This is a genomic window from Legionella steelei (assembly GCF_001468005.1).
In the GTDB taxonomy this organism is placed as follows: Bacteria; Pseudomonadota; Gammaproteobacteria; order Legionellales; family Legionellaceae; genus Legionella; species Legionella steelei.
This window is the reverse complement of record NZ_LNYY01000021.1, coordinates 370-626: the sequence shown is the minus strand read 5'-3', so window position 1 is coordinate 626 and position 257 is coordinate 370. Positions and strand designations below refer to the sequence as shown.

The window sequence follows — 257 nt, the reverse complement described above, 5'->3', positions numbered from 1 at the left end:
ATTCCGCAGCGGTTCCGACATCCGTGACCAGTGGCGCTGCAACGCTGACCGTTAATGCAGCTCTGAGTACTTCTGCACCATCTAACACCACGGTGGATGCAGGGCAAACGGCAACATTTTCAACCACTGCGTCGAATGGAACCAGCCCTTATTCGTACCAATGGCAGATCAGTACAGGCGGTGCTTACTCAAACGTTTCCAGCGGAACAGGTGGCACAAGCGCTACTTATACCACTGCAAGTTTAACGACTGGAAGT

General features: G+C 52.5%; 1 protein-coding gene. It reads left to right on the top strand.

The window, feature by feature from the left end:
• Window positions 1-257, top strand: a 257-nt coding sequence (locus Lste_RS19415) for a hypothetical protein (protein WP_202814173.1), incomplete at both ends; no start/stop codon positions are given.